The organism is Shewanella abyssi, assembly GCF_023284025.1.
In the GTDB taxonomy this organism is placed as follows: domain Bacteria; phylum Pseudomonadota; class Gammaproteobacteria; order Enterobacterales; family Shewanellaceae; genus Shewanella; species Shewanella abyssi.
Genome location: NZ_JAKIKR010000007.1, coordinates 93878 through 117528 on the forward strand (window position 1 = coordinate 93878; position 23651 = coordinate 117528).

Genomic DNA, 23651 nt, shown 5'->3' on the forward strand with positions numbered 1-23651 from the left:
AGCCAATAAAGCATTAACAAATGCAACCAGCATCTAGTGCGTGATACAAATAAGCGATAGAATTTAATCGAAAATAAAGGGATAGTGACTAATGGAAAGCGACAACAAAGCTTCACCTATGACGCAAATATGGCATATTGTGTCTATGATCCCTGAAGGTAGAGTCAGTTCTTATGGAAAAATTGCTGATTTAGCCGGGCTACCTGGTAGAGCACGTTATGTGTCGAAGGCGCTCAAATCAGCACCTGATATGCTAGCTTTACCTTGGCATCGAGTGATTAACAGCCAAGGAAAGATCTCGTTTGCCGAGCATACTCAGCCTTATAGGGAACAAATGGAGTTGCTACGCAGCGAAGGGGTTATCGTCAATCGCGGTCGAGTTAAGTTGTCTGATCACGAATGGCAGCCTGACATGGCAACATTAGTGCTTTCGATACCATTTTAGAGCACATTAAACACTGTTTTAAGGAGGCGTTTTTGCCTATAAAGTCACGTATTCTATTTGCTGTCAGCTTACTATTGACAAGTAATGTCGCCCTCACTGACACAACGCCTTTGACTCCTCATACTGCTGAATATCAAGTCAATTATGGCAGTATCGAACTCGGTCGCGCGCGTTATATTTTGGCGGCTGCGGGTGACAACGCATTCAGATATCGTTTCGACAGTGATGTCAGTCTACTCATACTGTCTGATCAACGCCATATTCGCAGTGAGTTTACCCTTGAAGACAAGCAATTGATCCCAATGCGCTACTCTGTCGAGAGAACAGGAACCGGGCCTGATTTTAGAGAACAAATCGCTTTTGCCAAGGGGCAAAACGTGGTTCATAGCCGCTATAAAGATGAGCGAGCAAAGTTCCCTTACGACGCTGAACTGTTTGATCCTCTCATGGTGCAGTTACAATTTAGGCTCGATATAGCCGCCAATAAAGAAGAGCTGCATTACACCATGGTCAAAGAGGGAGAGATTGATGACTACGGCTTTAAGATTGTCGGCAAAGAGCGGGTCAATATTGATAGTGGCAGTTACCAAACCCTAAAGTTTGAAGTGGTGCGTGACAGTACTAAACGGCAAACATTTTTTTGGATGGCCCCCGAGCTAAGCTATCTCCCCATCCGCTTAACGCATTTTGAAAAAGGCAGTAAACAACTCGATATCCAACTGCTCAATTATAAGTTTGAGCAAGACACAAGCGTTGTTACCCCTGTCTTAGAACCTGTCTTAGCTGATGCTGTTAAACCCGTGGCCACAGAATCAAGCAACACCACCGAGCAATAAGCAATATCAAAGCCGAACATTAACAAAGCGCAGATAGCCACTAGCTAACCGCGCTTGTTATTATATACCCGTCCTACTTGAAGATGCTCGTTTCAGAGGCGATGGGTATAAGTTCAAGACAAGTCTAGCCTATCAGTAGCTTGCCTTTCTTAAACAGCTTCCATTCACCCGCCCCTAAGACGTTCCACTGCTCATCTTTGGTTAATGGGCGAGTAGCAATAACGGTAACAACATCATTCGGTGTGGTTTCTTTATCAAAATCAATCACCACATCAGTGTCGATTAACTTAGCCTTACCAAATGGCGCGCATCGAGTGATGTAGCACAAGTTATTACTGCAATAACTCATCAAGTGCTCACCGTCACTCAAAATCATATTAAACACACCCAGGGCTCTGATCTCATCCGCCAAGGCCGCAATAAAACGATAAACCGCGAGCATGTCATCTGGCGCTTTATCGCCAAACTGCGCTACCACTTTATCCATAATCCAACAAAATGCCATCTCGCTATCGGTATCTCCCACGGCATTAAACCGTGTCGAGGCAAACTTCTCTTCATAATCGCTTAGCTGACCGTTATGAGCATAAGTCCAATATTGACCCCATAGCTCACGCGTAAAAGGATGGGTATTCTCTAGAGACACACAACCACGGTTAGCTTGCCGAATATGGCTCACAACCACTTCACTCTTAATTGGATAAGATTTTATCAATTTTGCAATATGTGAATCACTACTAGGGCGCGCATCTTTAAATGTTCGATTACCCTTACCTTCGTAAAAAGTGATCCCCCAGCCATCAATATGTGGGCCTGTCACACCGCCTCTTTCTGCGAGGCCAGTAAAACTAAATACAATATCGGTCGGCACATTGGCACTCATGGCCAGCAACTCGCACATTAATCTTAATCCTGTTCAATAAGCTACAACTCTATCAGTCCATTCTAACCAGTTGCTCGCCATAGTGGAATCCTCCTTTAACACAAAAAATTTAAACAATTGTTTGAAAAAGACTTGTATTAAATCGGGCTAACGTTTAAATTTTATGAGACACAGGTCTGACCACAACCTATAATTGTGACACCAACCACAAATAAGTGACTCGCTAAAAGTGATAAGTCACAACTAAAAGGAGAATGACAGTGACTACCCTACTTTGGATCCTGGCGATGATTTTTACCATAGGTGCTTTTGCCTATCTAAGAGTCTCCCTACTCACTGCGACCTTAGGTGCCGCCATTGTGATGGCTATCGGCACAGGTACAGCAGTCATTAGCCCGTTATTATGGGTTGCTTTTCTTGTTATCGCCCTACCGCTTAATCTTAGTTCTTTCAGACAGAATGTCATCTCTCGTCCGTTACTTAAAATGTATCGCGGGATCATGCCAGAGATGTCGACCACAGAGAAAGAAGCGATTGAAGCCGGAACGACATGGTGGGAAGCAGACTTATTTGCAGGAAAACCTGATTGGAGCAAACTACATAACTACCCAAAGGCCACGTTGAGCCCAGAAGAGCAAGCGTTCCTAGACGGTCCAGTTGAAGAAGTGTGTAAGATGCTCAACCAACATCAAGTGTCCCATGAACTGGCTGATCTACCAGAAGATATATGGCAGTATTTAAAAGATAATGGCTTCTTCGCCATGATCATTAAGAAAAAATATGGTGGCTTAGAGTATTCTGCATACGCACAGTCACGTGTACTGCAAAAACTTGCGGGTTTAAGCAGTGAACTGGCCTCTACTGTTGGCGTCCCTAACTCTCTTGGTCCTGGTGAATTGTTGCAGCATTACGGCACTACCGCGCAACAAGATCATTATCTGCCACGTCTTGCACAAGGGCTTGAAGTCCCTTGCTTTGCCTTAACGAGCCCAGAAGCGGGTAGTGATGCAGGCGCTATTCCTGACTACGGCATCGTTTGTAAAGGCGAATGGGAAGGCGAAGAAATTCTTGGCATGAAACTCACATGGAACAAGCGCTACATTACTTTAGCGCCTGTCGCGACGGTGTTAGGTCTAGCCTTTAAACTGCGTGACCCTGACCAACTCATAGGTAAAAAAGAAGAGCTTGGTATTACTTGTGCACTCATCCCAACCGATATCGAAGGCGTTGAGACTGGCCGCCGTCATTTCCCACTTAACTGTATGTTCCAAAATGGTCCAACACGCGGCAAGGAAGTGTTTGTACCGCTGAGCTTTATCATTGGTGGCCCTGACATGGCTGGCCAAGGTTGGAAAATGCTGGTTGAGTGTTTATCTGTAGGCCGTGGTATTACGCTACCGTCTAACTCTGCCGGTGGTATTAAAACCGCAGCATTAGCAACGGGTGCCTACGCTCGTATTCGTCGCCAGTTTAAGCTACCTATCGGAAAGCTCGAAGGCATCGAAGAGCCAATGGCACGCATCGGTGGTAATGCTTACCTAATGGATGCGGTAACAACGTTAACGACAACGGGTATCGATTTAGGCGAGAAGCCTTCCGTCGTCTCTGCCATCGTCAAGTTTCACCTCACCGACAGAATGCAAAGATGCGTGATTGACGCGATGGACATTCACGGTGGTAAAGGTGTCTGCTTAGGCCCGAATAACTATTTAGGCCGTGGCTACCAAGCCGCTCCAATTGCGATTACCGTTGAAGGCGCAAACATTCTTACTCGCTCGATGATCATTTATGGCCAAGGCGCAATCCGCTGTCACCCCTATGTGTTAGCTGAGATGGAATCGGCGTTTGATACAGATGCTAGCAAAGGGCTGCGTGATTTTGATGCCGCTATCTTTGGTCATATTGGATTTACCACCAGTAACTTGGTTCGTAGCTTCTGGTTAGGCTTAACGTCAAGCCGCTTCTCTAACGCGCCTTACTCAGATAAAACTAAGCGTTACTATCAGCAGATGAACCGCTTCAGTGCTAACCTGGCATTACTATCTGACTTAGCCATGGCGACATTAGGTGGCAACCTTAAACGTAAAGAACGTATATCAGCACGTTTGGGTGATCTACTCAGTCAGCTGTACCTTGCGTCAGCAACATTGAAGCGTTATGAAGATGAAGGTCGTCAATCAGAAGATCTACCATTAGTGCAGTGGGCAGTTGAAGATTCACTTCATAAGCTACAAACTTCACTTGATGATCTGCTGGATAACTTCCCCATGGGGCTTGGTTTACCACTGCGTGCTGTTATCTTCCCATTTGGTCGTCCACTAAAACGTCCTACTGACGTACTTGATCACAAGGTTGCTCAGATAATGCAAACACCTTGTGCTAGCCGTGAGCGTTTGGGTCAAGGCCAATTCTGGACACCTAGCGAGCACAATGCTGTAGGTATTCAGGAACAAACCTTCAAAGATATCTTGGCTTCAGAGCCTATCTACGACAAGGTCTGTAAAGCCGCTGGCAAGCGCCTACCGTTTATGTGGTTAGATAAAATAGCCGCTGAAGGTAAAGCACTTGGGGTACTTAGCGAAGATGAGATTGCCCTGTTAGAGCGTGCTGAAATTGGCCGCATGAAGTCAATCAATGTTGATGATTTTGATCCTGAAGAGCTTAAAGCGCGGGTGCTTGAGTTCGCCAAACAGGAACAAGCTGCCTAATCAAAAACGCTAATAACGTAAGATAAAACCTTAAAAGCCAGTCGCTACATGCAACTGGCTTTTTTATTACTCAACTTCAGACAAATTGGGCACGACACTAGGTACTGCGGCATGTTTAGCATCTATAGGGATTAAACTAATTAACTCTACGCCATGGGTTAACGGCGCAGTATCAGCACCACTTATCACCTTTACCTTTACCTTTACCTTTACCTTTACCTTTACCTTGCCATTGTGTAGATAAACCAATGAATACATAAAAGCCCTTTGCTAACATTTAGCAAACGGCTTTTATCATTAGTTAACTAAGTTGATTATGATGTCGCGTAACATGCAGAGGAGAGCATAAAAGCGAGGTTATGACTACGCTAAAATTTAGCCATTCCAGAGTATTTAACACCCGATAGCTCTGCCATCTCCTTGTTCCAAGTGGCAAGGTCGTGTTTGTTGAATTTGCTCAATTCATCATGGCCGCACGCTCGCGACATCACTTGCATTAACTCTACAGAAGCTTCGAAGAAGTTCTGCAACTGCTTTGAGGCTTTAGTCACATTAAGCCTTTGTCTTAAATCCGCCTTTTGAGTGGCAATGCCTGCTGGACAGTTATTGGTGTGACACATCCTAGCAGCGACGCAACCTATTGATTGCATCGCACTATTTGATATCGCGACCCCATCAGCACCCAATGCCATGGCCTTAACAAAGTCCATCGGCACACGCAGGCCACCGGTAACAATTAAGGTGACTTTGCCACTGACCCCTTGTTTATCAAGGTAAGCTCTTGCTCGTGCTAACGCAGGGATCGTTGGCACACTGATATGGTCTCTAAACATCTCTGGCGCAGCTCCAGTACCTCCTCCACGGCCATCGAGGATGATATAATCAGCACTGGCATCTAGCGCAAATTGAATGTCATCTTCAATATGGTTAGCGCTGAGTTTAAAGCCGATGGGAATGCCACCCGTTACCTCGCGTACCCTATCCGCAAACTTCTTAAAATCTTCTGCTGTATGGAGTTTTTTAAAGGTGGGTGGAGATACTGCAGCGGTTCCCGCTTCAATTCCCCGAACCTGGGCAATTTTGCCAATATTCTTACTGGCGGGTAGATGCCCGCCAGTCCCCGTCTTGGCTCCTTGCCCTCCTTTAAAATGGAATGCCTGCACCGTTTTCAACTTGGACTCATCATAGCCAAAACCTGCACTTGCAAGCTCGTAGAAGTAACGTGAATTTGCCGCTTTCTCTTCGGGTAGCATCCCTCCTTCTCCGGAGCATATCCCCGTTCCAGCCAATTCGGCTCCGGTGGCCAATGCTATCTTGGCCTCTTCTGATAAAGCACCAAAACTCATATCTGATACAAGCAGTGGGATGTTCAATTTAAGCGGTTTGTTAGCTTGTGGCCCAATAACTAACTCTGTGGCTACCGATACGTCTTCCTGTAACGGTTGTTGTGCCATCTGTGCGACCATGACTTGCAAGTCATCCCAGTGAGGAAGTTGATACCTTGGTACTCCCATTGAGGTCATTGGACCGTGGTGTCCCATCTTAGAAAGGCCTTCTCTTGCGAGCTGATGGATAAACTCAACCGTGGGTTCTTCTTTGGTTGCGCTGGCAATAGGGGCGCTGCCAGTAACTTGGGCATCAAGCCCAGGACCTTCATGACCAACTTGCTCATTAGAAAACTGCTTATGACTACCATCACAAAAGGGTAAGTTTGCGCTATGTTTACAGCGGCAAAGGTAAGCATCTCCATCTTCTTGCGCTGTAAAATTCTTTGGTTTGAAGTCCGTTCCGGCATGAGACCCATCGCAAAAAGGTTGGTTTTTGGAGCGGCCACAAGTACAAAAATAATATTGCTGATCTTTGCTCAAATCAACTTTGATTGGTTTGTTGTCGGCAACAATAGGTTTACTCATGTTCCATCCTTATAATTAGAGAATCCACTTTTCATAGCTTATCTATAAGGATAGAAGAAAGATGGTAATTCCCCCTAAAAATCATGTCATTCCATTCATCGAAAGTCGGTATATTTCAAGGGGTTTGTGCATTTAGAAAGAGTCTAAGTTTCACGCATAAAGTCACCGATGAAGTGGGTGCTAAGGTTGCTATTGCGCTGCTGCATATTGCCGACGCCATTGCGCAACAATAAGTCAATGATAATGTTAGGAAAGTCGGTCTGTTCGGTACCCAATTCACCAGGGAGCAAGACTTCTATCGTGAGCGTTTAACAGACAAGTTCGGTATTAAAGGATGATTCTTCCAACATCAGTGGCCAGTTTGAACTGAAGTGGCGTAGTTAATCAAAGTTAAGTAGTCTCGAGTACCTAGAACCAAAGTCCCTCCGATTGCCCTGTGACACGAACACACTTGGGTACAGGCTAGTATAAACTTAGATAGAGAGTCCTTACATGCTGTTCGACATTAGACTGCAGCTAGTACAATGTCCATAATAGCCATATATGGTCGATTAATGTTTCTATTCTTTCGGACACAGTACTCAGCCTTGAATGGGGATAGGCCCATTCAAACAGTCACTTATTTAACCTGAACTCGAAATAATGAGTCTCAGATTTATTTAACCACCAGTACTGGACATTTAGCCTTATTCGCCAACGCGTCAGCCACATTAGGATGCAGCATATGAGACAAACCGGTATGACCATGGCTAGCGATAACAATCATTCCGACCTCATTTTCCACGCTGTCTTCTAATATACGAGCAAAAATATCACCACATCTGATCACCGGTGTCACACTTAATAGGTCATCCATAGCTGGTTCAATTTCGGCTATTAATTCCGCTAATTTTTCTTCTGAATAGGCTTCTAACTTCTTTTTGAGCTCTTCGGAACTCTCAGCGACTATCCCAAAATTATGTTCACCATAATTGTGTTCACCATAAGGCGTACTCATCACATGCAGTAGCCTGATATTGACCCGATATAAATTCGCCATCTCAATGGCATAGCTAAGAGCATGGGAAGCTGTTTCTGAAAAGTCAGTAGGACATAAAATTTGACGAGTACGCATAATGAATTCTCCTTCTTATTCATTCATATTATTCGATAGCACTTAAGGCCCAGATGACTTAGTCGAATGAGCTCTGTTTATTTAACTACTAATACCGGACACTTAGCACCATTAGCGACCCCTTCGGCAACGTTTGTATGCAGAAAGTGAGAGAAACCGGTGCGGCCATGGCTGGCCATCACTATCATTCCGACATCATTAGCCTCTGCCTCTTCGAGGATCTGCTCCACTGGCAAACCACGTCTTATGACCGTTTTGATAGTGAGTTCACTCTTAAGACCTGAAAGTAGCTGTTGCATTTTTTCAGCCGCGGCATCTTCCATACTTTTAGCCAACTCTTCTGGAGTGATAGTTAAGATCTGGTAATTCTCATTAGCATATGCCTGATCCACCACATGCAGCAAGCGAAAACAGACATGATAAAAATTAGCCATTTCAATCGCATAGCGCAATGCGTGGGATGCTGTTTCTGAAAAGTCGGTTGGGCATAAAATTTGACGAGTTTTCATAATACCTCCGTTAATTTAAGCATAGCTTTCATCTTGAGTTTTACAGTAAAACTGATGCTTTTTTAACCGATTGTCGATGGCAAGCTAATAAAATATTTACTTAAGCCACTTCAAGCTGACTTAAGCCACTTTTACGCTTCATCTCCCTCCTCGAATAATCTGAACTCTCTGGCCTCAACTTATCAGCCATTTTAGACCTCACTCAGGTGGGAGCGAAGCGCCACGACTTAGCTGGGCCTTAAGTCCGCCTCTTATATTTCATCACTATCAAACCTTTACGGGATAAACACGCATATGCTTTCGACTTTTATTTATAGTTCGTCAAGTCAACTTTGTCTGCTTTTACGGTTAATTTACTGTGCAGTGTTTCACCTTATGGATGCTGTGATTATGCGAGATCAATCTCAGTAACGGTAGAATCTTGCAGGCCAAGGTGCCTAAGTGCACGATTAAAAATAGTTATCGATGGTTTTGGCTTGGCGTAGTGGTGGGCGAATTGATCTTAACTTAAATAGTGTCAATCCAGATAAGCAGAATATGAATCAGGCTCTATTCTAATACCAATTACATTAAGTAGTTGTTCATTCAGCGGGAATTCAAAGTCCTGTAGGCAAGGCGGATGATTGAAGCTAATAGTTATTCTATATCAAGAGCATCTAACATAGCATACAGGGCTTTGAAACCCGCACCTAGTGAGCTTCTCAGGACTTTCACTGTGGTGTTGCATTGTCTCAAAAGGGAATAACCATTTCTTCAACGATGCGCCTTACATTGAAGAGCCCTGAGAGAGCTCTGAATTGAACACATCTTTAATGTAACTGGTATAACTCACTTTGAGTTAAAAGTGAGTGAGTACTAAAGTCAGATAGAGATCTAAGGGAGCTTAAACGAAAAAAGCCTCATCTTTCGATGAGGCTTTCGTCTTTATGTTGGCGGAGTGGACGAGACTCGAACTCGCGACCCCCGGCGTGACAGGCCGGTATTCTAACCAACTGAACTACCACTCCTAACTCTTATAAAGACTCACTAGAAGTTAGTCTTTATTCTATTCATTATGTCACTAACAAATAGCGGGTAATTTAGCACTTGATTGGCGGAGCGGACGAGACTCGAACTCGCGACCCCCGGCGTGACAGGCCGGTATTCTAACCAACTGAACTACCGCTCCACATCAAGTGCGATGAATAATACGTAGCCAGCCAAACTCAGTCAATCAATTTTTGCATCAACCATGACTAACCAGCTAAAAAATGACCAATTTCGATATTTAACACCTTTACAGCGGCACTAATACCCCGCTTTTGGCTCATCAAAATCTTCAGGCATAGATAAATCGATTTCGTCTAGCGCTAAGGTTATTTTCTGTTGCCGTGTTTCTTTCTCCATCCTTGCTTGAGCCGCCGCGAGTGCTTTCTTTAAGTTACTGCGCTTGCGAACAAACAACAACACCAATATGCCTAAAAGAAGCAATACCGAATTAACGGTTATTAACAACAATAGCGCATTTTCCTTGGCGGTACTTTCAGCTTTTTTAGCTTGGATATCTGCTTTAGCTGCCAGCTCTTCAGCTGACGGCGGTGGCTCTGGAGGTTTAATAAAATTAAAAAACTGTTCAGGTAATGTCAGGTAGATCTCTCGCCCTGTTTTGGTCGTACTCACCGCGGTGAGCTTTATTCGATAACTACCAAAGTCATTCACTTTGCTTAGGCTATACAGGGTTTCAGTGCTATTAATATCGGAAACGGTCACTTGCAAACGCATTCCGGCAGGCCCAACGAGTTCGGCTTCGATATGAGTCTGCGCCAAAACCAGCTCATTTTCATCAACGATAATACGCAGATCCCATTGACCCGATTCTAGATTTTGTGGCGCAACGATGTCCACGTCAATCGGTCGAGTCGACAATCTAAAGGGTTCAGAATACTGACGTTCAAGCACGGCATTTTTAGCCGTAACTTGCAGGGTGTAGCCTCCCCAAGCCTGGGTTAAATTGAGTTTACTGGTGAAGACACCATCATCAGGCCGCTCGTCTAATGCCTCGCCATTATCCCGATAGGTACCGACAATAACGCTCCCAGCAGCAAAGTTTTCATCGCCGGGGTTATTGTCACTGATAAATTTTGCCGTCCAGTTCATCAAGAAATCTAACCCAGGAAGGCGTATCTTTTGCGCGTCACCCATCAAGCGAGCGGTGAGTTTTAAGCGCTCGCCTTGATACAATGGCTGCGGAATAGGATCCACATCGATGGATAGCGCCGAGACTTTATCAATGACAGAGCCTTCAACCACTTTACCAATCAATTGCCAAGGGCCTGGCATTGGATTTTCGATAGTGATCATATCGCCGGTTAAGCCATCCACCCATTTCACGTTTTCAGGGTGGCGGCTGACATACCACTTACTGCCATCGGGTTTGACTATGATGACAGGTGCACTACCGTATTGACGTTGAATGAGTAGCGTCACACTCTCGACCATATGATCAATTCTAAATCGATTTTTTAACTCTGATGCCTGAGATGAATGCATGACTTCGGCAACGGAAAACTGACTTATCGTTAGCCACAAGGATGCAATTGCCACACAAGATATTACACGTCTAATCATAGAATTAAGCTCTATCCCCGCCAGATACACTGTCCAGATTTAGCAACTAAATCGAGTCGTTCTTCATGTCTAGTTAGTTCATCGGCCGTTGCGCTGATCACTTTAAGTTTTGCACGGTCTTTGGCAAGTTTATTTATACCGCCCTCTTGCCCCGCCTCATCACCCGACAGGTTAAACTTGGTTTGCCCACCGGTCATGATGAGGTAAACGTCAGCTAGAATCTCAGCATCCAGCAGTGCGCCATGGAGCTCTCGGCGTGAGTTATCTATGCCATAACGTCTACAAAGTATATCAAGGTTATTTTTTTGACCTGGATGAAGATGCTTTGCAATCGCCAGTGAATCGAGGATTTGACAGATACTGGCCGTCTTTGGCCCAATAGGCTGCAACATCGAAAATTCATGATCCATAAAGCTAACATCGAAGCTTGCGTTATGTGCCACAATTTCAGCGCCATCGATGAACTCAATAAAGCTCTTGGCAATTTGATGAAACTTGGGTTTATCTGCGACAAACTCGTTGGTAATACCGTGAACTTCAATAGCCTCAGGATCGATTGGCTGCAGCGGATTGATATACTCGTGGTAATGGCGCCCCGTTAACTTGCGGTTGACGACTTCAACACAGCCAATTTCAATAATTCGGTGGCCAAGATAAATGGGACCACTGGCTTGGTTCATACCTGTGGTTTCAGTATCGAGAATAATCTGACGTTTAGCGCTTGAAATAATATTCATGTGAATTAATGCATTTCTCAGTTAAATTTTTTGGGTATACTCGCCCAGCACTTTAGCTATGGTATCAACTTGATGACTGGACTGAAACAGATCTCTATCTTTACCGACGGTTCTTGCTTAGGAAATCCTGGGCCAGGGGGCTACGGCATTGTAATGAAGTACAAAAAACAAACTAACGAACTCGCCGATGGTTTTGCGCTTACGACCAACAACCGCATGGAGATGCTCGCGCCTATTGTGGCATTAGAGGCGCTAAAAGTCCCCTGCCAAGTGACTCTAACCAGTGATAGCCAATACATGCGCCAAGGGATCACGCAGTGGATCCATGGTTGGAAACGCAACGGTTGGGTAACGTCGACCAAACAACCAGTAAAAAATGTCGATTTATGGCAACGCCTCGATAAGGTTTCGCAACTGCACCAAATCGACTGGCGCTGGGTTAAAGGCCATGCTGGCCATATCGAAAACGAACGCTGCGATGACTTAGCTCGTCAAGCTGCTGAGAAAAAGCCAACCCAAGAAGACGGTGGCTACTTAGCTCAACAAGCTTAACGGCATTTCAATAATGATTAGCTGTCGGTGTTCAAAAAGTCTTGGCAAAAAGCGATAAACGCCGAGCCAATCGCGGTAAAATTACGGCTTTTGTGATGAATTCGATAAAATTTTCGTTCAAGCAGCAGACCATCAACATTAATAACGGCAAGCTCTTTGCGGCTGATCTCTTTCTCTAAAGTCAACTCAGAGAGCACACCTAGCCCAGCCCCCTGTTTTACGGCCTGTTTAATCGCATCGGGGGTTGAGAACCTAAACTTCTCTTGTGGCTGCATATCAAGCATATTGGCCGCATTGACAAAGTAATCTCGAGTGCCTGAGCCCTCTTCTCGCATGACCCAGGGCTGACCGACGAGTTCATGGGGGCTAACGGTTTTACCCGCTAATGGATGCGCTGGATGGCAAAAAATGAGTAAACGGTCTTTGTGCCAAGCTTCAACGGCAATGCGGCTATCGAGACATTGTCCTTCAATAAAACCCATTTCACTTCTAAATTCAAGCACGGCGTTAATAACCGCTTGGCTATTATCAATGTCAACATTGACTAACGTGTTGGTATGCTGCTGGCAAAAAGCCACTGCACTTCTTGCTAATAGATAATTACCTATGGTTGAACTGGCACTCACATTGAGATCCCCACATAACTCAGTGCCAGCGGGGGAAAACGCATGCTCTATCTGATCTATCTTCTGCAGCGCATCAGTTGCAAGCGGCAGTAGCATACTGCCCTGTGAGTTTAGCCGCAGTCGATTACCGATCCGTTCAAATAATCGAGTATCCAGTTGTTTCTCTAGCTCTGATAGTGCCATTGACGCAGCGGGAGAAGATAAGTTCACCATCTCTGCCGCTTTCGCCACTTGCCCACTGCGGGCAACAGCTTCAAAGATAGCGAGTTGTTTCAAGGTAATACGCATGAATAGTCTTAACCATTTATTTAGAAGATTGAGAAGTATGACCCGTTCGACCCGCACTCGGCGCAGTCGACCAGTTAGGTTGTTTAACTTTTCGCTTTGCTCTGATTGGCGTGAGCGGTGTTTCGAGCTTTCGTGCCACCAACACATAGAGACTGCCTGTACTCGGCAACCATGATTCTAAGGCATGAGACCAAATACTGTCGCTTTTAACCTCTTTTAGCAGGTGATGATGTAACAATCGCTCATCAGCAACGACTTGGTAACCGAGCAGTCCAAGCCAATCTTTAACACGAGATGGCATAAAGAAGCGGCCATTCCAGGGGATCTCTTGTTGATGCTTAGGCAACATTTTCCCCAAGAACATCGGGCTTAATGGGTTAAATCCAACGATAATCAGATAGCCACCCGAAATTAACACCCGGTCGACTTCGCGCAGCAACTTATATGGATCATCTTCAAATTCAAGCAGAAAATTCATCACCACGGCATCGACACAAGCATTTTGAATTGGCAGCTGGCTATAGTCAGCCACAATATCGGCTTGCGGTTCATCAAAAAGGGAGTATTGGCAACTGATCCCAAGCCCTGTTTTATCTATTTTGGCACTTAGCGGCCCAAGGCTGAGCATGTAATAACCAAACACCCGCGGCCACCATGAAAACAGGGCTTCTTCTATACTTTCACGTATAACGGGACCGTTTGGTAATTCTGACCAATGATAAGGTTTTAGCGGAATACCTGTATGAGTCAAAGCAATCTCCTGATCGGCTGAAGCTATACTTTAATGACGAAAGCGCTATACAAGCAATAGCTTTGATAAGTAAACTTGTTTTAGCGCCCAAATTATTAGGATTTTCTATGTTAACAGTCACTCCACTACCCGCCTTTGATGATAACTACATTTGGGCTTTGCAAGTTGCTCATACTCCCGGCGCCTATGTTGTTGATCCTGGTGATGCTAATGTCGTTATCCATTTTCTTGATAAAGCGCAGATCCCGTTACTGGGTATATTGATAACACATCACCATCATGACCATACTGGTGGCATAGCGAAACTACTGAGTCATTATGGCAGTAATACCCCGGTTTATGGCCCGACGATGGAAAATATTGCCGGGGTTAATATGCCTGTTAGTGCGAGCAATAAACTAAAACTTCAAAATATTGGGCTCACCGCTGAAGTCATCGAGGTTCCAGGGCACACACTAGGTCACATTGCTTATCTGATAGAAGATGTTCTATTTTGCGGTGATACCCTATTTAGTGCTGGTTGCGGCCGTTTGTTCGAAGGCACGCCTAAGCAAATGTTAGCCTCGCTAATGCAGCTAAGTCACTTGCCCGATAGCACCCGAGTGTGTTGCACCCATGAGTACACCCTCGCGAATCTCGCCTTTGCTAATGTCGTCGACCCCGACAACAAACAACTGGCGACGTACACTGAGCACGCCCAGCAGCTGCGAGCCGCAAACACCCCGACGCTACCGTCGTCTATCGCCCTCGAGAAAGCCATAAACCCCTTTTTACGCAGTCATACCGCAGCAATACACACATCTTTAGCTGAGCAATTCCAACAACCTATAAATGATAGCGTGCATAGCTTTGCACTTCTGCGCCAATGGAAAGACAATTTCTAAAAAATACTTTACAATAGCCCGCTAATCCAGCGCCACTAAGCCAGATAAAATCTGGCTTTTTTTGGCCTAAATAAAGGACACACATTTTACATGCGCGTACCCATTTTATTTGTCGCGGGGGGGATTGCCCTGCTGACTGGTTGCCAAACATTAAGTAACCAACCGACTTCAGAAGGAACTCCTGCAGCACCTATCGCGGCAGGAAAAGTCGTCGTAGAATCCGCTCAACCGGAAGTTGTTGAAGTGGTCGAAGTCACTGATATTTGGCAACGGATCCGTCTCAATATGCAGATGGACATTCCCGATGAAAAATTAGTCAGACAATACCGCGATTGGTATATCAAGCATCCACAACACTTAAAGCGTGTTTCAGAACGTGCAACACCCTTCATGTTCTTGATTGTGGAAGAGTTGGAAAAACGTAACTTACCTATCGAATTGGCTCTTTTGCCTATCGTCGAAAGCGCATTTGATCCATTTGCATACTCTCACGGTGCAGCCTCTGGCTTATGGCAGTTCACTTCACCGATGGCACGCCACTTTGGCTTGCAGATGAACTGGTGGTATGACGGTCGCCGTGATGTGCCCGCAGCGACCATTGCCGCGCTCGATATGCTTGAATATCTATATGATAAGACAGGTAACAACTGGTTATATGCAATTGCTGCCTATAATACCGGTGAAGGCCGAGTGATCAACGCTGCCAAGCGCAACAAGAAAAAGGGCATACCGACTGATTTCTGGCATTTGAACTTACCACGTGAAACAGAACGTTATGTGCCGCAGTTATTGGCCCTGGCTGATGTGATTAAGAATGCCGACGAGTATGGCATTGTGTTAACGCCAATCAGTAATAAGCCTCAGATTGAAATCATTGAAATTGGTAGTCAAATTGATCTCGCTCTAGCAGCCGAACTCGCTGATATGACGACATCGGCATTACATAAACTCAACCCTGGATTTAACCGCTGGGCAACAGCGCCTGCAGGCCCACATAACTTAGTGTTACCCGTAGAAAAAGCAGCGGCGTTTAAAGTCGCCCTAAACAATACCCAAACGAGCGATAGATTAAATTGGGAACGTTATAAGATAAAATCCGGTGACAGCTTAGGCGTTATCGCCAAACGCTATCGCACCACAGTGTCGGCGTTAAAGTCAGTCAACGATATTAATGGCAACACGATTGTCATAGGTAAGTTTCTATTAATTCCTGTCGCGGCCAAAAACCTCGATGAATATTTGCTGTCGGCCGAACAACGTAAGAACCGTAAGCAAAATAAAACACGTGGCCAGCAGAAGCTAACATACAAGGTGCGATCAGGTGATTCACTTTGGAAAATAGCCAAGCAACATAAAATTAAAACATCACAACTCGCCAGCTGGAATAGCATGGCGCCCAAAGACCCTCTTCAAATAGGCCAAAAACTGGTTATTTGGACTGGAGATAGCACTGTTAGCAAGCAAAGCTTAACTGAAGTCATGCGTACTATTAGTTATAAGGTCCGTAGTGGTGATTCTTTAGCGAGAATTGCCAGTAAGTTTAACGTTAAAGTAAGCGATCTTGTGCGTTGGAACTCACTTGAAAAAAGTAAGTATATTCAGCCAGGCCAGACACTTAAGTTATACGTTGATATGACTAAAGTAAGAGCGTAATACGCTCGGTTAGCGCTAAACGTAAGCTGAGCTCGAAAAACAAAAATGCCGATAAGGTTAACTTATCGGCATTTTTATATGTTTGATTAATTCGGCCAGCTTACTCTACATCTTTCATTGGCCAAATAACGATGTGATCTTCCATATAGCGAATTTTAGTTTCACAAGTCACTTTACCCGCAACCGAGATCCCCGCTTCGATCATCGCCTCTTTTGAGCCTGTTGTTAACGGATGCCAAGTCGGCAAGCCACGCCCTTCATTTAGGCGTCGATAAGTACAACTATCAGGTAACCACGTTAGCATCGCTAAATTATCGATAGTGACTTTGGTACACGATGGTACAAAACTAAAGCGTTGTTGGTAATTCTGGCAATGACCCTGTTTGGCATCTAATAACTTACAGCCTGCGTTGGTATAGTAGAGTTCCTCAGTGTCATCATCTATCAACTTATTGAGGCAACATTTACCACAGCCATCACACAATGACTCCCACTCGGTGGTGTTCATCTCTGCTAGTGTTTTTTCATTCCAAAATGCCATGCTAAGATCGTTAACTCTATTTTGCTCAAAGAGACGCTATTGTACACCAGCAGCGTGTTCTGTTGCACTAGAGTTCAAGTCATAAGAGCCAAGTTTAATCGGTGTTTTAGGCATCAACGGTGCCGAGTAATATAAAAATAGCGGCTAAAAAGCCGCTATTAATGGTGTTGCAGTTAACTGTTCGGTGGATACTTAATTCTTTCCGAAAGGTAAGCCACTGAAATGGCGAAGTAGTTCGACTTATTCCAACGCAGCAATCCGCGATAGTTATCGTATACCAGGTACTTTCGCCCTTTTGCACCATCAGGCATGACCATCGAGATCATCATGTCATCTCGATTGGGTAGGTCGCTGCCATTAAATCGTCTAACCCCAAGCGCTTGCCATTGTGAGAATGTTTTCTTAATGGTTAAATCAGCAAGGGCTATGTCAAATGTAGCAGGAACCTTAACTTGTCGGCCCCAAGTTTCAGACGCTTTCCAACCGGCTTGCTGTAAATAATACGCAGCAGATGCAAAAGCGTCGCTGGTATTACTCCAAATATCCTTTTTACCATCACCGTCGCCGTCTTGGGCATAAGCTAAAAAGGAGGTGGGCATAAACTGGGTTTGTCCCATGGCTCCCGCCCAAGAGCCTTTCATCTCCTCAAAGGAAAATTGCTCTTGCTCCGCTATTTTGAGCGCAGCAAAAAATTCCTTTTTGAAAAAAGCTTCTCGACGGCCCTCATAAGCTAATGAAGCCGTTACCGATAACACTGGATAATTACCCGTTAACTTACCGAAATTTGACTCTACACCCCATAAAGCCACAATAAAACGCGGTTGCACACCGTATAACTTACCAATGCGCTCTAATTCTACTTGGTGAGTTTTAAACAAATTACGGGCTTTTTCGACTTTCCAGTCAGGAACCACTCGTGGAAGATAGCTCTCTAACGTTAACTTTGTTTCTGGTTGCGCTTTGTCAGAAGCAACTGCCTTCTTGAACATTTTAATCTTAGGAAACACATCATCAATGATCTGCCTGTTGACCCCTTGTTCTTGAGCCTCGAGTTTTAGCTCAGCAACATAATCGCTAAAACTCCCTTTAGTTGTTGCATTAGCATCGCTTGCTACCACAGTAAAAGAGAGCATCAACCCACATGTTAATGTAAAATTCTGTTTACTAAATAGCATAGATATTCCCTTTTCCCTGACAAAATGCTGTTAATCAGGGTTAAAACCAATGTCTTTCTTATGTTGTTCTAATAAATTAACCACAGGCGGCGGTAACTGTAAATAGAATCCTTTCTCTTTTAATTCCGCTTGTACTTTTTTGATATCGGCAAAACCTAAATGGTCACGCTTATCAAACGGTAGTATCATCACCAATTTAGGTTCGCCAAACATTTCCATTAAGGCGCTTGGAACTCGTTCAAATTCATTGCGTTTCTCAACAAAAAGATAGCTATCCGCTTTTCTTAAACTTTTATACACAGCACAGATCATATACGACTCAATTTCCAGACTATTCAACTTGCCAGCTTATGCCACACACTATAACATGGACTGTTAGCAATATAATGGATATCAGCATTACGCTGAATTTTTCTAGAGAGTTATACAGGAATGCAAACACCCAGCCTCGAATTAAAAGGCTCCTCTTTTACTCTCTCTGTTCTGCATATTAATAGTCAGGATATGGCAGTTATAACGGCGGAGTTAGACAGTAAACTTGCTATAGCACCTCAATTTTTTCTTGGTGCGCCTTTAGTGGTCAATTTGAGTACCATTAAAGCAAGTAATTTTGATCTATTAGGCTTGAAAGATATTTTGACTAGCCGCCAACTTATTATTGTTGGGATCACTAGCGCATTACCTGAAATAAATGCAATGGCAAAATCAATCGGTTTAGCCATCATTAAATCAGGCAAAGCCGCTTCAAACCAACCTCAGATGCCAAAGACCACCAAAATCGTCAAACAAAACATTCGTTCAGGTCAGCAGATCTATGCAAAAAACGGTGACTTGATTGTAATCGGTGCTGTGGGCAATGGTGCTGAAGTGATTGCTGATGGCAGTATCCATATCTATGGCACTTTGCGTGGCAAAGCAATGGCTGGCGCAGCTGGTGATAAAAATGCCGTGATAATGGCACAAAAAATTGAAGCTGAACTGGTATCGATTGCAGGTCAATACTGGTTAACAGAAAATCTTCAGCAAAACGGAGCCGCTCCGAGCGGTTGTATTCGCCTAGAAGGCGAATCGCTTACGGTTGAATCATTGCCTCTGTAGAGCGCAAATAATAAGGAATACTAAATGGCGCAAATTATTGTTGTCACATCAGGAAAAGGCGGTGTGGGGAAAACAACCACCAGCGCAGCAATTGCCACCGGCCTTGCATTAAAAGGTCATAAGACCGTAGTGATCGATTTTGATATCGGTCTGCGTAATCTAGATTTGATTATGGGTTGTGAACGACGTGTCGTTTATGACTTTGTTAATGTCATAAACGGTGAAGCAAATTTAAACCAAGCACTGATTAAAGATAAGCGTTGCCCTAAGCTATTTGTATTGCCAGCATCTCAGACACGCGATAAAGATGCGTTAACCAAAGAAGGCGTTGGCACTGTACTCAATAATTTGGCAAAAGATTTCGAGTATATTATTTGTGATTCACCAGCGGGTATTGAAACCGGCGCGATGATGGCGCTGTATTTCGCCGATGTGGCCATTGTAACAACGAACCCAGAAGTGAGTTCGGTTCGAGACTCCGACCGCATTTTGGGTATGTTACAAAGTAAATCTAAGCGTGCAGAGGAGGGACTTGAGCCTGTTATAGAGTACCTTTTACTGACCCGATACTGCCCAGCTCGTGTAACCACAGGCGAAATGCTGAGCGTTGAGGATGTCGAAGAGATCCTCGCGATTCCATTATTAGGTGTCATTCCAGAATCACAAGCGGTATTAAAAGCATCAAACTCTGGTGTACCTGTTATTATTGATACAGAGAGTGATGCGGGTATGGCTTATAGTGATGCTGTCGATCGATTGCTTGGTGAAGAACTGCCTTTCCGATTTATTATGGAAGAGAAGAAGGGTTTCTTAAAACGAATTTTTGGTAGCTAATTATGTCATTACTTGATTATTTTAAAACGAAGAAGAACACGAGTACTGCTGCAACCGCCAAAGAACGTTTGCAGATCATTGTTGCTCACCAGCGCGGTGAGCGAGATGCACCTGATTACTTCCCGCAAATGAAGCAGGAGATCATCGACGTTATTCGCAAATACGTTAAAGTCGGTGCCGATCAGGTATCGGTGCAACTTGATCAAAATGATGACAATCTATCGGTACTCGAGCTCAATGTCACCTTGCCAGATCAAGGGTAACGAGTAGAAAACACGTTGAGTATGGCTTGAGTCTGAGTCATCTTCTGGTGTTTTTATCGTTGCGTTGCGTTACGTCATTGGTAAAATCACTTAACGCCCATAAAAAAAGCCCGTGATATACGGGCTTTTTTGTGCCTAACTTATACAGCTAAAGCGCAGTAATAGAACGATTAGCCACAAGGCAACATTCTACAAAGCAAGCGCGTTGAGTGCGTCGCTAACAACGGTTTTACGCCAGCTGTTTAACACGAGAGGCAAGTCACCTTTCTTACCATCCCATACCCATTGCAAATATTCATGGATCAATTTTTTTGATCCAAGTTGCTCAATAGGAACATCCTGTGCCTCAGCTTGTTCCGCTATGCACTGTTTAATACTCTTAAAGGCCGTTTTGTAACCGGTTTTAAGCGCTAATACATCTAATGCCTTAGGAAGATCATCAAAGTTAACGTTTTCGATTATCTTGATGATCTCTTTACCGTGAATACGTTTTTCTTGTTCTGTCACTTCCATTATTTTATACAGTTCATTAGACGATTTTGGCATCTTTTTCGCTAACGCTATCAATGCATGATCTTTAACCACAAAGCCCAAGGCGAGATCTTTTGCTATCGCTCGCTTTAGCCGCCAATTTGCTAACGCTTTCAATACGGCTAACTGTCGAGGCAGCAACTGAAATGCATTTTTAACTTTAAGATAAGCCACTTCTGGATCGGGAGTATCGAGTCGACCTAACGTCATGCGCTCGCCGTCTTCATAGACCCAATCTAATCGCCCTTGTGACTCTAGCTTCTCGACTAACTGGGGGTAGAGTTCGTACAAATAATAAACATCATTTGCGGCGTAGTTCAATTGTGCTTCGCTCAAAGGACGTTTCAACCAATCGGTGCGAGACTCGCCTTTATCCAGTTTGATATCAAGGGTATGTTCTACCAATTTGGCATAGCCCATACCATAACCCATACCACAAAGACCTGCGGCAATTTGACTATCAAATAATCGATTAGGTTGGCAGTCACCGTTTTTAGCAAAGACCTCTAGATCTTCACTGCAAGAGTGCAACAGCTTGATAATGTTGTCATCGGTTAATAAGCTCCAGAACAGACTGAGATTACTAACAGCAAGTGGGTCAATGAGTGCTAACGTTTTCCCATCATAAGCTTGAATAAGCCCTAGACGAGCGTAATAAGTGCGAGTTCTTACAAACTCAGTGTCTATTACAAGTAACTTGGTTTCACGGTATTGCGCTACGAGCGCCGCTAAACTGGCATCATCGTCAATATATTGAAACGCTAACAAAGTCTTCTCCAAAAATCCTGAAATAAGCTGAACTCGGCCTAATAATGCAAAAGCCGGCATACGCCGGCTTCTGTCTATAAAAAGTGGCGATTACCACTAATCATCAAGAGTGCTAATCATGCTTAGCTTCATCTCTCAATTCACGACGTAGGATCTTCCCTACATTCGTTTTGGGTAATTCGTCTCTAAATTCTACCAGCTTAGGAATTTTATATCCCGTCAAATGTTCGCGGCAGTGCTTGATAATGCCCTCTTTGGTTAAAGATTTATCGTTTGTAACCACAAATACTTTCACCAGCTCACCGGAAACCTCGTGGGGTACTCCAACAGCGGCAACTTCAATGACTTTAGGATGCAGCGCAATAACCTCTTCAACTTCATTGGGGAATACATTAAAGCCAGAAACCAAAATCATGTCTTTTTTACGATCGACAATAAAGAAAAAGCCTTTCTCGTCCATATAACCAATATCGCCAGTGGCTAAGTAGCCCTGTGCATCAATGACATTCGCCGTTTCTTCTGGACGTTGCCAATAAGCCACCATCACCTGCGGACCTTTGGCAAAGAGTTCACCGGTTTCACCTTGGGCTAACACTTTACCATCATCATCTCTGATTTGAATGTCGGTGTTAGCGACAGGGAAGCCAATAGAACCGTTGTAACCGTCTAAGTTGTATGGGCAACATGTCACCAGTGGTGAAGCTTCTGTTAAGCCATAACCTTCCAGTAAACGTGTCTTGGTGATCCCTTGCCACTTGTCTGCAACTGCACGCTGAACTGCCATGCCGCCGCCAATAGACAGTTTTAAATCTGAGAAGTCGAGCTTGGTAAACTCTTCAGAGTTAACCAATGCATTAAACAGTGTGTTGACGCCAGTTAACGCAGTAAAAGGATGCTTTTCGAGCTCGCTAATAAAGGCAGGCAGATCTCTTGGGTTAGTGATCAGCAGGTTATTGGCGCCTTTATGCAAGAACAGTAGACAGTTCACCGTTAATGCGAAGATATGATAAAGCGGCAGCGCTGTAACAACGAACTCTTTACCATTGATCAGCAATGAGCCATAGGAAGCATCCGCTTGTAGCAAATTGCTCACCACGTTACCGTGGCTCAACATTGCACCTTTAGAGACACCAGTAGTTCCACCCGTATATTGTAAAAACGCTAAATCGTCTTTTTTCACCACGGGTTTTACATATTGCAAACGACGACCCTTCGATAACGCTTTGCGCATCGAAATTGCGTGTGGTAGATGGTATTTAGGCACCATCTTTTTAATGTACTTAACCACAAAATTGACCACGGTACGTTTAGGCGCGCTGAGTAAGTCGCCTAACCCGGTTAGTATGACACTTTCAACAGATGTTTCTGCAACCACTTTATCTAGGGTGTGGGCAAAATTTGATACCACCACAATCGCTTTAGCGCCAGAATCTGTCAGCTGATGTTTCAACTCCCTAGGGGTATAGAGTGGATTGACGTTAACGACCACCATACCTGCGCGTAATATGCCAAACAGAGCGATTGGATATTGCAGTAAGTTAGGCATCATAATGGCAACACGGTCGCCCTTACTCAGCTTTAACTCATTTTGCAGATAAGCCGCAAATGCTCGACTACGCTCTTCCAGTTTACGATACGTCAAGGTCGCGCCCATATTGACAAAGGCGGGCTGATCTGCATATTTAGAAACGGATGTTTCAAATAGATCCACTAAAGAAGCATACTGCTCCACGTCTATTTCGGAAGGCACATCGTCTGGTAGATTATTAATCCAAAGTTGGTCCACAAAAATCTCCTAATATTTCCACCTAGGGAAACAATACCTCAACGGTCGTTTGCAGCTTGCCAATAAACAAGCTAAACACTGTCAAATCTTTATATTTATAAGAAACGCCAATAAATCATACGAGCGTTTAAATTTTGATTATCATCACA

General features: G+C 44.3%; 24 protein-coding genes and 2 tRNA genes. 10 read left to right on the forward strand and 16 right to left on the reverse strand.

What is annotated here, in order from left to right:
• The first annotated feature begins 91 nt into the window (after window positions 1-91).
• On the forward strand, window positions 92-445 hold the full coding sequence (locus L2755_RS05180) for an MGMT family protein (RefSeq protein WP_248979672.1): 354 nt from the start codon (window positions 92-94) through the stop codon (window positions 443-445).
• A 32-nt stretch (window positions 446-477) separates the two neighbouring features.
• Complete coding sequence (locus L2755_RS05185; protein WP_283102724.1) at window positions 478-1281, forward strand: DUF3108 domain-containing protein; 804 nt, start codon at window positions 478-480, stop codon at window positions 1279-1281.
• Between the two features lie 124 nt (window positions 1282-1405).
• Here the strand turns inward: L2755_RS05185 and L2755_RS05190 are convergent, their stop codons facing one another.
• Complete coding sequence (locus L2755_RS05190) at window positions 1406-2182, reverse strand: class II glutamine amidotransferase (protein ID WP_248979673.1); 777 nt, start codon at window positions 2180-2182, stop codon at window positions 1406-1408.
• 242 nt (window positions 2183-2424) lie between these two features.
• Here L2755_RS05190 and fadE point away from each other — a divergent pair, with 242 nt between their 5' ends.
• Complete coding sequence (gene fadE / locus L2755_RS05195) at window positions 2425-4872, forward strand: acyl-CoA dehydrogenase FadE (RefSeq protein ID WP_248979674.1); 2448 nt, start codon at window positions 2425-2427, stop codon at window positions 4870-4872.
• Between the two features lie 66 nt (window positions 4873-4938).
• Here the strand turns inward: fadE and L2755_RS05200 are convergent, their stop codons facing one another.
• Both L2755_RS05200 and L2755_RS05205 read right to left on the reverse strand, forming a co-directional pair.
• Window positions 4939-5130: a hypothetical protein gene (locus L2755_RS05200; protein WP_248979675.1), complete on the reverse strand. Its 192-nt coding sequence runs from the start codon at window positions 5128-5130 to the stop codon at window positions 4939-4941.
• 110 nt (window positions 5131-5240) lie between these two features.
• Window positions 5241-6785: a glutamate synthase-related protein gene (locus L2755_RS05205; protein WP_248979676.1), complete on the reverse strand. Its 1545-nt coding sequence runs from the start codon at window positions 6783-6785 to the stop codon at window positions 5241-5243.
• An 83-nt stretch (window positions 6786-6868) separates the two neighbouring features.
• Between L2755_RS05205 and L2755_RS05210 the strand changes: the two genes are divergently transcribed.
• Window positions 6869-7018 (forward strand): hypothetical protein, encoded by a 150-nt coding sequence (locus L2755_RS05210; RefSeq protein ID WP_248979677.1) that lies wholly within the window; start codon window positions 6869-6871, stop codon window positions 7016-7018.
• A 422-nt stretch (window positions 7019-7440) separates the two neighbouring features.
• Here L2755_RS05210 and L2755_RS05215 read toward each other — a convergent pair whose 3' ends face one another.
• The 6 genes from L2755_RS05215 to dnaQ form a co-directional block, all read right to left on the reverse strand.
• On the reverse strand, window positions 7441-7899 hold the full coding sequence (locus L2755_RS05215; protein ID WP_248979678.1) for a universal stress protein: 459 nt from the start codon (window positions 7897-7899) through the stop codon (window positions 7441-7443).
• A 77-nt stretch (window positions 7900-7976) separates the two neighbouring features.
• A complete protein-coding gene (locus L2755_RS05220; protein WP_248979679.1) occupies window positions 7977-8408 on the reverse strand; it encodes a universal stress protein in 432 nt (143 codons plus the stop codon).
• A gap of 930 nt (window positions 8409-9338) precedes the next feature.
• A tRNA-Asp gene (locus tag L2755_RS05225) sits at window positions 9339-9415 on the reverse strand.
• 84 nt (window positions 9416-9499) lie between these two features.
• Window positions 9500-9576, reverse strand: a tRNA-Asp gene (locus L2755_RS05230).
• Window positions 9577-9695: 119 nt separating this feature from the next.
• Complete coding sequence (locus tag L2755_RS05235) at window positions 9696-11015, reverse strand: TIGR03503 family protein (RefSeq protein ID WP_248979680.1); 1320 nt, start codon at window positions 11013-11015, stop codon at window positions 9696-9698.
• An 11-nt stretch (window positions 11016-11026) separates the two neighbouring features.
• Window positions 11027-11752 carry a DNA polymerase III subunit epsilon gene (gene dnaQ / locus L2755_RS05240; RefSeq protein ID WP_248979681.1) on the reverse strand — a complete coding sequence of 242 codons (726 nt, stop codon included), beginning with the start codon at window positions 11750-11752 and terminating at the stop codon, window positions 11027-11029.
• A 72-nt stretch (window positions 11753-11824) separates the two neighbouring features.
• On the opposite strand from dnaQ, the gene rnhA reads away from it, so the two are divergent.
• The gene (rnhA, locus tag L2755_RS05245) at window positions 11825-12304 is read left to right on the forward strand and encodes a ribonuclease HI (RefSeq protein ID WP_248979682.1); all 480 of its coding nucleotides are present in this window, start codon (window positions 11825-11827) and stop codon (window positions 12302-12304) included.
• 17 nt (window positions 12305-12321) lie between these two features.
• On the opposite strand, the gene L2755_RS05250 is transcribed toward rnhA, so the two are convergent.
• Together L2755_RS05250 and L2755_RS05255 are read right to left on the reverse strand one after the other, a co-directional pair.
• Window positions 12322-13218: a LysR substrate-binding domain-containing protein gene (locus tag L2755_RS05250; RefSeq protein ID WP_248979683.1), complete on the reverse strand. Its 897-nt coding sequence runs from the start codon at window positions 13216-13218 to the stop codon at window positions 12322-12324.
• Between the two features lie 16 nt (window positions 13219-13234).
• Window positions 13235-13969 (reverse strand): class I SAM-dependent methyltransferase, encoded by a 735-nt coding sequence (locus tag L2755_RS05255; RefSeq protein ID WP_248979684.1) that lies wholly within the window; start codon window positions 13967-13969, stop codon window positions 13235-13237.
• 107 nt (window positions 13970-14076) lie between these two features.
• Here L2755_RS05255 and gloB point away from each other — a divergent pair, with 107 nt between their 5' ends.
• Window positions 14077-14853: a hydroxyacylglutathione hydrolase gene (gene gloB / locus L2755_RS05260; RefSeq protein ID WP_248979685.1), complete on the forward strand. Its 777-nt coding sequence runs from the start codon at window positions 14077-14079 to the stop codon at window positions 14851-14853.
• 90 nt (window positions 14854-14943) lie between these two features.
• Entirely contained in the window at window positions 14944-16506 is a 1563-nt protein-coding gene (locus tag L2755_RS05265; RefSeq protein WP_248979686.1) for a LysM peptidoglycan-binding domain-containing protein, read from the forward strand.
• A 100-nt stretch (window positions 16507-16606) separates the two neighbouring features.
• Here L2755_RS05265 and L2755_RS05270 read toward each other — a convergent pair whose 3' ends face one another.
• The 3 genes from L2755_RS05270 to L2755_RS05280 form a co-directional block, all read right to left on the reverse strand.
• Complete coding sequence (locus L2755_RS05270) at window positions 16607-17047, reverse strand: YcgN family cysteine cluster protein (RefSeq protein ID WP_248979687.1); 441 nt, start codon at window positions 17045-17047, stop codon at window positions 16607-16609.
• Between the two features lie 173 nt (window positions 17048-17220).
• Window positions 17221-18222, reverse strand: a complete 1002-nt coding sequence (locus L2755_RS05275; RefSeq protein WP_248979688.1) for a lytic murein transglycosylase — start codon at window positions 18220-18222, stop codon at window positions 17221-17223.
• 30 nt (window positions 18223-18252) lie between these two features.
• The gene (locus L2755_RS05280; protein WP_248979708.1) at window positions 18253-18534 is read right to left on the reverse strand and encodes a YcgL domain-containing protein; all 282 of its coding nucleotides are present in this window, start codon (window positions 18532-18534) and stop codon (window positions 18253-18255) included.
• Between the two features lie 120 nt (window positions 18535-18654).
• Between L2755_RS05280 and minC the strand changes: the two genes are divergently transcribed.
• The 3 genes from minC to minE are packed head-to-tail and all read left to right on the forward strand — an operon-like array spanning window position 18655 to window position 20417.
• Complete coding sequence (gene minC / locus L2755_RS05285; RefSeq protein ID WP_248979689.1) at window positions 18655-19320, forward strand: septum site-determining protein MinC; 666 nt, start codon at window positions 18655-18657, stop codon at window positions 19318-19320.
• A 24-nt stretch (window positions 19321-19344) separates the two neighbouring features.
• Window positions 19345-20154, forward strand: a complete 810-nt coding sequence (gene minD / locus L2755_RS05290) for a septum site-determining protein MinD (protein WP_248979690.1) — start codon at window positions 19345-19347, stop codon at window positions 20152-20154.
• 2 nt (window positions 20155-20156) lie between these two features.
• A complete protein-coding gene (gene minE / locus L2755_RS05295) occupies window positions 20157-20417 on the forward strand; it encodes a cell division topological specificity factor MinE (RefSeq protein ID WP_248979691.1) in 261 nt (86 codons plus the stop codon).
• Between the two features lie 189 nt (window positions 20418-20606).
• Here minE and rnd read toward each other — a convergent pair whose 3' ends face one another.
• Window positions 20607-21716: a ribonuclease D gene (rnd, locus tag L2755_RS05300; RefSeq protein ID WP_248979692.1), complete on the reverse strand. Its 1110-nt coding sequence runs from the start codon at window positions 21714-21716 to the stop codon at window positions 20607-20609.
• A gap of 112 nt (window positions 21717-21828) precedes the next feature.
• On the reverse strand, window positions 21829-23502 hold the full coding sequence (gene fadD / locus L2755_RS05305; RefSeq protein ID WP_248979693.1) for a long-chain-fatty-acid--CoA ligase FadD: 1674 nt from the start codon (window positions 23500-23502) through the stop codon (window positions 21829-21831).
• Window positions 23503-23651 lie beyond the last annotated feature (149 nt).